Genomic DNA, 7,899 nt, shown 5'->3' on the forward strand with positions numbered 1-7,899 from the left:
CAACGTGTTCATGCGGTATCCCTCCTCCACAGCCAGACCAGCGGCGGCACCATCGCGACGAGCGCGACGACGTCGATCACTACATGGCCCCACACCTGCGCCTGCCACGACAACAGCGTAATAACTTCGTATAGCATACATTATACGAAGTTATACGACGTCCAGTCCGCGCCCGGCGGAATGAACGCGTAGCCGCCCGGCTTCAGCGTGTGCTTCTGGCCTTGCAGCGTCAGCTCGGCTTCGCCTTCGACGACGAACAGCACGGCTTCGGCGTTCTTGTCCTGCTCGGGCTTGTCGCTGCCGCCGCCCGGATTCACTTCGACGATGTACTGCGAGAAGGTTTCCGCGAAACCCGACAGCGGGCGGGCGATCACCCACAGGCGCGTGTGGGTCCAGAACGGCAGCCAGCTCGTGACGATGTCGCGCATCACACCCTTAGGGATCACCGCGTACGCCTCGGTGAACATCGCGCGATCGGTCAGCAGATCCGTCTGCGGCGGGTGGCCGCCATGCGGCGCGTAATACGTTGTCTTAGACATATTGCATCCAGGCAATGGGTTGGTCCGGCCCCGGGCGCAAACGGCATCGGGCGGTTCGCATGCGTGTGGGGCACGCATGCGACGGCGGGACATCGTTGCCGGGGTGGCTTGAAGGCGCATGCGCCTTCGGTCGGTCGGCCAGGCTTCGCGTCGGGTCCGTCCGGTTCAGCGGACACGGCGGCCCGGGTTGTCGGGCCGGCGGCCGGGCCGCGACGCTCGCCGGTCAGGCGGCGAGGCGCGGATGGCGGCACGGTTCGGCTCCGTACGCGAGCATCGCCGACGATAGCGAAGTCGATTGCGATCGACCAATTAAATGTTGCGATGACATCCATTCGATTTCCCACTATCGGCCGGCGGCCACGATACGCGGTCGGCATGCGTTGCGCGGCGTGCCGACTATCAGGGAAATCCTGACAGCGGCGATGTTCGCGCAATGCGCCAGCGCGGCAACGCGGCAACGCGGCGAGACACGCGCTGGTCTCGATGCATCCCGTTACGCAGGGCGAGGCGAAAGCAGTCGATACGTGCGCGGCAGCGGATCGCGGCGTGAGGGTCGCACGGAGACGGTCACGTCAGGTTGGAACGAGCCGACGTGTCGAAGAAAAAGCAGGCGTGATTCGGCCAACCCCGTCCGCGCGCATTGGGACGCGGCACGCGATATCGTCGAGAAGCGGAGAAAACAGCAGGAGGAGAATTGCCGGCCCGTCGATCGGGCATTTGGCAGCGGCTGATTGAAACCGGAAGAGAATCGCCGGTCTGGCCGGCGAAGCGGCCCGGCAGAGCGCCGGGCTGAAGCTCGCGTCGGGATACCGACGCCGTCGGCGCGCCGGTGCGCGAGTCGCGCACCGTGCCGCGCCAGCGACGATCAGTCCCAGTCGCGGTGGTGACGATGCTTGCGGTGACGGTAGCCGCGGTCGCCGTGATCGCGATCGTACGAGCTGCGCGACATGTTGCCGCCGAGCGCCGCGCCGGCACCGCCGCCGACCGCCGCACCCAGCAGGCCGCCCGTGCGGCCGCCCATCGCGTTGCCTGCCGCGGTACCCGCGCCGCCGCCGAGGGCGCCGCCGATGATCGCGCCGGTGCGCTCGCGACGGTTCGACGTCACCGCGCCGCCGGCGCCGCCGCCGATCGCGCCACCGATGACGGAGCCGGTGCTACCGCCGACTGCGCCGCCGACCGCTGCGCCGGCAACCCCGCCGAGCGCGCCGCCGAGCGCGTTGTTCAAGTCACCGGCCATTGCCGGCAGTGCAGTCGCGCCGGTCAACGCGGCGACGACGAGAGCGGGGGCGATTTTCTTCCACATTCCCGTATTCTTCCTTGTTCGCAATTCTGGTTATCGAGGTCCGCTCGGTACGACGATCTGAATCGATCGACGTCGGGCCAGGCATTGTGCCGGACTGCGGACCAATTCATTTCAATGAGCTTGCGGCGAAGAATAGCACCGGTCCCGCATTCCTGCCGTAGACATTGTGGTAACAAGTTGTTTACGAATCACAGACATTCAACGTGCCCGCCGAATCCGGCTGAAACCCTTGCCGGGATTTGCTCCGGCGGCAGTCTGACCCCACGTCGCGACACGCCGATCATGCACGCAGTCGCACGTTCGAGACACACGTGGCAACACATCCGCACACGCCGGTAACGGGCATCCGAACGACGGTAAGAGAAAAGATGACGGGGTCAGTACACGCCGGGCAGCAACCGCCACGTCCGCGCGCAATACGCGTCGTATTCGGCGCCGAATTGCGAACGCAGCAATGCTTCCTCCGAGCGGATTCGCGCGACGAGCGGCACGAGCGTCAGCACGACCAGCAGTACGCCGACGCCCGAGCGGAACACCAGCGCCCAGCCGAGCGAATTGATGACCAGGCCGAGATAGCTGGGATTGCGGATGCGGCTGTAGATGCCGCCGGTCACGAGCGTATGGCCCGGCTGGATCGCGACGAGCCCGCTGAAGCGTTTGCCTAGCACGAACACGGGCCACATGCGCAGCACGCCGCCCGCGAGGTACAGCCCGACGCCGATCCAGCGCACCGTATCGCCGCCGAAAGTCCAGACGTCGAACCGGTCGGTCAGCGCCGGCAGGTACGCGAGCAGGAAGCCGCTCACCCCGAAGGCCGCGAGCACCCAGCGGTTGTCGCGGTTCTCGCGTTCGCCGCTGCTCAGGTTGCCTTCGGTGAACAGCGCGGCGACGGCCATCACAAGGGTCGCGATCGCGACGACGGTCAGTTGCGGATGCGAGAAGAACGCGGCGAACCCGCCGCTGCCGAGCACGGCGAGCCCGAGATAGACGAGCGTGGCTACGCTCGACAGGACGATGACCTTGGGGGTGACTGTCATGACGGCCTCGCGGGGATGCGCTTTCCTGTGAAGTATAGGAACTGCGCACACCGGGTGCCGTGCGCGGCCGTCATGCGGCGCGGAAGTTCGCGCGCATCGTCAGGCCGAAGACGGCCGACCGGGCCAGGACGGCCGGCCGGCGCGCCGCGACGGGTCAGCGAATACGGAAGTTGCCGCCGATCCCGACACTGACGGGCGGCGCGTAATACGCGGGCGCATAGCCGTAGTAGGCCGGCGCGGGCGCGTAGCCGTACGGCGGCGCGACGTAGCAGCCGGACAGGCCGCCGATCAGGGCAAGCATGATGAGAAGTCTGGACATGGTTCGGTTCCCGGCGCGAAAGACCAATGGCACCGCGCGAAGGCCGCGCCGCCGCACCACGCGGCGGCCGGCACGAAGAGGCAACGCCCCTTCCTGTCGCTCGATGAAACGATGCGCGGAGTCTAGCGCCGGGCGTGGCCGGCCGAGTTTCCCGGGCCGTTACACGTGTTACCCCGTGTGACCGCTGAAACAGGCTGGGTCGGCGCAACGGCCCGCCGGTGGGCGGCGGCCGCGCCGACAGCGCTGGGGCTGTTACACGAAGCGGGCACGAATGCGCTGCGCGAGCGCTTCGAGCGTCGCCGCGTCGGCGACGTCGCGCGCATGCATCCGCAGCTCGGCGCCTTCCCAGCGCGGAATCACGTGGAAATGCACGTGCGGGACGGTCTGGCCGGCTGCCGCGCCGTTGAACTGGCCGATGAACACGCCGTCCGGCTCGAGCGCCGCGCGCACCGCCGCCGCGACGCGCTGCGTCATGCGGATACCGGCCGCGGCCGCGTCGCCGGACAGCTCGAAGATCTGCGCGGCCGGCTCCTTCGGGATCACGAGCACGTGACCGTCGGCCTGCGGCATCAGATCCATGATCGCGAGCGTCGCGTCGTCTTCGGCGACCTTCACGCACGGCAGTTCGCCGCGCAGGATTCGGGCGAACGGGTTGTTGTTGTCGTAGGACATGGCGTTTTCCGATCTCGGTTGGACAATTGGACTGGGAGAACAATGCCGGACGATTATCGGCCGATGGCCGGCCCGATATCAACTCGCCCGCCACGCGACGCCGGCCGAACCGTCGGGCACGCGGCAGCGCGAACGCCTGCGACCGTCATCACCGTCGCGCGTCACGCGTCACGCGTCACGCGTCACGCGGCCGCGATTGCACCGCCGCGCCCGAACCTGCGACACTGCCGGATCGTTGCCGGCCGGCACGCCACCGAGGACGCTCGCGCATGACGATTCCCCTCAAGAAGCTGATGCTGCGCGGTGTCGCGCTCGCGCTCGTAGCCGCGATCGGCTACACGGGATATATGCTGTCCCGGCTCGCGCCGATCGCGACCGGCTATGCGGCCAAGGCGCTGTGTTCGGGCGTGTTCGTGTCGGGCCGCCCGGCCGCGTCGGTGATCGACGTCGACATCATGGCCGGCGTCCATCCGTTGCTGAAACTGGTGCGACCGTCGCTCGATCCCGACCATCATCGTGCGGTGGCGACCTTCGCCGGCTTCGCCGAACGCGAAGCCGACTTCCGGCCCGGGCTCGGCTGCACGCTCGCTCTTGGGGCCCCGACCGGCGCGGCGGCGGCCACCTTGCCCGCCGCGTTGCCGCCCCTCCCCGATCCACCGCCCGCGCAGGTCGAGCCGCCCGCACCGGCCTCGCCGCCCGCCGGCGTCGACGCGCACCAGTTGCAGGCCGCGCTCGACCGCGCATTCGACGAACCCGATCCGGCGCGGCCGCGGCGCACGCGCGCGGTCGTCGTGATGTGGCGCGGCCACGTGATCGCCGAACGCTATGCGCCCGGCTTCACGGCCGATACGCCGCTGCCCGGCTGGTCGATGACGAAGACCGTCACGGCCGCGCTGGTCGGCGCGCTGGTCGCGCAACACAAGCTGTCGCCGGACGCGTCGGCGCTGCTGCCCGAATGGCGCGGCAGCGGCGATCCGCGCGCGGCCATCACGCTCGACGAGCTGCTGCGGATGACGAGCGGCCTGCAGTTCAACGAGGACTACGACGACCCGCTGTCCGACGTCGCGGTGATGCTGTTCACGCAGCCCGATACCGCGCGGTTCGCGTCGGCGAAGCCGCTGGCCGCGACGCCCGGCGCGCGGTGGTCCTACTCGAGCGGCACGAGTGCGATCGTGGCACGCGTGATGCGCGAAGCGCTGGGCGGCAGCGACGCGGACTATCTTGCGTTTCCGCGCCGCGCGTTGTTCGCGCCGCTCGGGATGCGCAGCGCGGTGTTCGAACCCGACGCGTCCGGCACGCTCGTCAGCGCGTCGTACATGTATGCGAGCGCACGCGACTGGGCGCGCTTCGGGCAGCTTCTGCTGCAGGACGGCGTGTGGAACGGGCAGCGGCTGCTGCCGGAAGGCTGGGTGCGCTACCTGACGCGCGCGACGCCGCAGTCGTCGCGGCAGGAATTCGGCGCGCAGCTGTGGGTCAAGGTGCCGGAGCCGTTCAACGAACGCGATCCGCACGCGCGGGCGATGCCGGCCGACGCGTTTCATGCGGTCGGCCATGAAGGCCAGTTCGTGAGCGTGGTGCCGAGCCGCGAGCTGGTGGTCGTGCGGCTCGGGCTGTCGCGGCCGGAAGCCGCGTGGAATCACGAGGCGTTTCTCGCCCGCGTGCTCGATGCGGTGCCGGCGCCCGGTGCGTGACGACGGAAGGCGCGCCGGTGAATCGATCGTGAAGCGGCGGCGATTGCACTACCGCCGCTTCAAGCGCGACCCGCGCTGCGTTACGGATTCGCGCTGCCGCCGTATTGCTTGAAACCTTCACGCGTCGCGAGACGTTCGACATAGCGCGACACCGCCGGCAGGTCCGGATGCTCGAACGGCGTGCCGAACCAGCGGTTCGCCGACAGGCCGATCGGAATATCCGCGAGCGTGAAGGTGTTGCCGGCCACGTACGCGCCGGTCCTTTCGAGTTGCGCATTCAGCACGCGCATGTGCGTCGTCCAGCCGGCGATCGACTGTGCGATGCCGTTCGGATCCTGGTGGTCGGGCGACTTGCGCACGAGGCCGAGGAAGGCGCCGACCCACGAGCGGTTCAGGTCCGAACCCTGCCAGTCGATCCACTGGTCGACCCGCGCACGCGCCTGCGGCTCGGCCGGATACAGCGCATCGCCGCCGTAGCGGTTCGCGAGGTAGCGGATGATCGTGTTCGATTCCCAGAGCACGAAATCGTCGTCCTTGATGACGGGCACGAGCGCGTTCGGATTCAGCGCGAGATAGGCCGGATCGTGGGTCGTGCGGAAGCCCGCGCCCCAGTCTTCCTGTTCGAACGGCAGGTTCAGTTCGGTGCACAGCCACAGCACCTTGCGGACGTTGATGGACGGAATCTTGCCGAGGACGTGCAGCATGCAGTCTCCTTGAGAGGTCGGGTGCGGCGTGTTCGGGGCGCACGGCACGCTCCGAACGCGTTCACGCCGATTTATACACGACCGCGCGGGAAACGGCAGACCGCGGGCGCGAAATCGGTGTGCGGCCGGTTCGTCAGGTCACGCAGCGCGTGCTCGGCGGTCGGGAAGCGGAACATGAACCCGTCCTGATGCAGGCGTGCCGGCATCACGCGCTGCCCGTCCAGCAGCAGCTCGGCCATCTCGCCCATCGCGGCGCGCAGCGGCGCGGCCGGCATGTGCAGAAATGCGGGGCGGCGCAGCACCTTCGTCACGACCTGCACGAATGCGCGCTGGGTCAGCGGCACCGGTGCGACCGCGTTGTAGACGCCGTGCATGCCCGGATTCGACATCGCGCGCGCCACGATTCGCAGCACGTCGTCGCGGTGAATCCAGCTCATCACCTGCGCACCGTCGCCGAAGCGGCCGCCCAGCCCGAAGTAATGCGGCAGCAGCATCGGGCGCAACGCCCCGCCGGGGCCGAACACGATGCCCAGCCGCAGCACCACCGCGCGCACGCCGTGGCGTTCGAGCGGCTCGGCGGCCGCCTCCCACCGCCGGCACAGATCCGACATGAAACCGGTGCCTGCGCTGCTGCCTTCGTCGAGCCGTTCGTCGCCCGGCCGCACGCCGTAGTAGCCGATCGCGGACGCCTGGATCCACGTGCGCGGCTTGACCTCGGCGGTTTCCACCCAGCGCATCAGCGCCTGCGTCACGCCGACGCGGCTGGCGAGCAGCAGCGCCTGCCGGCGCTTGCTCCAGCGCGCGCCCAGCACCGGCGCGCCGGCGAGATTGACGACCGTGTCGAAGCGCTCGTGCGGCTGCAACTGGTCGATGGACGTCACGCTGCGCACGCGGCCTTGAAAGAGGTAGGCGGCGCGCAGCGGATCGCGCGCCAGCAACGTGACCGTCTGCCCTGCGTCGAGCAGCTGGTTGACGAGCGTTTCGCCGATGAAGCCGGTGCCGCCGGTGACGAGCATGTGGCCGGGCCGCTGCCCCGCGAACGGGTTGGCGTCCGGCGCGCGGCGCGCGAGGCGGCACGCGGCGATCCCGTCGCGCACGCCCGATACCGTCACGCCGACGGCAAACAGGTTGAGCAGCCAGCCGCGCCAGCCGACGTCGATCGCGTGCAGCGCCGTCGGCTCGGCCGCCCACGCGGCGAGTTGCATCGCGATCATCCCGAACAGCGCGCCGCCGTTGACGGCCAGCAGCGTGTGCAGCACGCGCTCGGTCGCCGGCAGCTTGCGGCTCTGGTCCTCGACGAGGAAATCCCACAACGTCAGCACCACCTCGACGAACACGACCGCCGCGAGGGCCGCGACCCACGCGCCATGAAATGCGACGTTCGCGATCGACGCGAACACGAGGCCGTAGAGCACGGACCGTACCGCGTGAATCGTCAGTTCGAGCCGCGCGCGCGGGCTGTGCGGCAGGTCCTGCGTGAGTTCGTGATGGTAGAGCGTATCGAATGCGCCCATCGCGCCCTGCACGATCAGCAGGTTGAGCGCCCAGTCGAAAGCAGGCAACGTGTTCATGCGGTATCCCTCCTCCACAGCCAGACCAGCGGCGGCACCATCGCGACGAGCGCGACGACGTCG

7 protein-coding genes and 2 pseudogenes are annotated in these 7,899 nt (G+C 68.9%); 1 reads left to right on the top strand and 8 read right to left on the bottom strand.

Features of this window, described 5'->3' with window-relative positions; all coding sequences use genetic code 11:
* Positions 1-8: 8 nt before the first annotated feature.
* From JMF90_RS40610 to JMF90_RS14415, 6 genes and pseudogenes are all read right to left on the bottom strand, one after another.
* Positions 9-116, bottom strand: a pseudogene (locus JMF90_RS40610) (DUF393 domain-containing protein); the annotation flags it as partial.
* Between the two features lie 33 nt (positions 117-149).
* Positions 150-539, bottom strand: a pseudogene (locus tag JMF90_RS14395) (cupin domain-containing protein); the annotation flags it as partial.
* An 865-nt stretch (positions 540-1,404) separates the two neighbouring features.
* Entirely contained in the window at positions 1,405-1,842 is a 438-nt protein-coding gene (locus JMF90_RS14400) for a hypothetical protein (RefSeq protein ID WP_006496212.1), read from the bottom strand.
* Positions 1,843-2,219: 377 nt separating this feature from the next.
* Entirely contained in the window at positions 2,220-2,879 is a 660-nt protein-coding gene (locus tag JMF90_RS14405; RefSeq protein ID WP_011548977.1) for an isoprenylcysteine carboxylmethyltransferase family protein, read from the bottom strand.
* A 154-nt stretch (positions 2,880-3,033) separates the two neighbouring features.
* Positions 3,034-3,198: a hypothetical protein gene (locus tag JMF90_RS14410; protein ID WP_011548976.1), complete on the bottom strand. Its 165-nt coding sequence runs from the start codon at positions 3,196-3,198 to the stop codon at positions 3,034-3,036.
* 252 nt (positions 3,199-3,450) lie between these two features.
* A complete protein-coding gene (locus JMF90_RS14415) occupies positions 3,451-3,870 on the bottom strand; it encodes an HIT family protein (protein ID WP_011548975.1) in 420 nt (139 codons plus the stop codon).
* A 269-nt stretch (positions 3,871-4,139) separates the two neighbouring features.
* Here JMF90_RS14415 and JMF90_RS14420 point away from each other — a divergent pair, with 269 nt between their 5' ends.
* Positions 4,140-5,561, top strand: a complete 1,422-nt coding sequence (locus JMF90_RS14420; RefSeq protein WP_011548974.1) for a serine hydrolase — start codon at positions 4,140-4,142, stop codon at positions 5,559-5,561.
* An 80-nt stretch (positions 5,562-5,641) separates the two neighbouring features.
* Here JMF90_RS14420 and JMF90_RS14425 read toward each other — a convergent pair whose 3' ends face one another.
* Both JMF90_RS14425 and JMF90_RS14430 read right to left on the bottom strand, forming a co-directional pair.
* Positions 5,642-6,265 carry a glutathione S-transferase family protein gene (locus JMF90_RS14425; RefSeq protein ID WP_011548973.1) on the bottom strand — a complete coding sequence of 208 codons (624 nt, stop codon included), beginning with the start codon at positions 6,263-6,265 and terminating at the stop codon, positions 5,642-5,644.
* Positions 6,266-6,336: 71 nt separating this feature from the next.
* On the bottom strand, positions 6,337-7,836 hold the full coding sequence (locus JMF90_RS14430) for a TIGR01777 family oxidoreductase (protein WP_011548972.1): 1,500 nt from the start codon (positions 7,834-7,836) through the stop codon (positions 6,337-6,339).
* Between the last annotated feature and the right edge of the window lie 63 nt (positions 7,837-7,899).

This window comes from Burkholderia sp. E168m23 (genome assembly GCF_016586125.1).
GTDB classification, from domain to species: domain Bacteria; phylum Pseudomonadota; class Gammaproteobacteria; order Burkholderiales; family Burkholderiaceae; genus Burkholderia; species Burkholderia orbicola.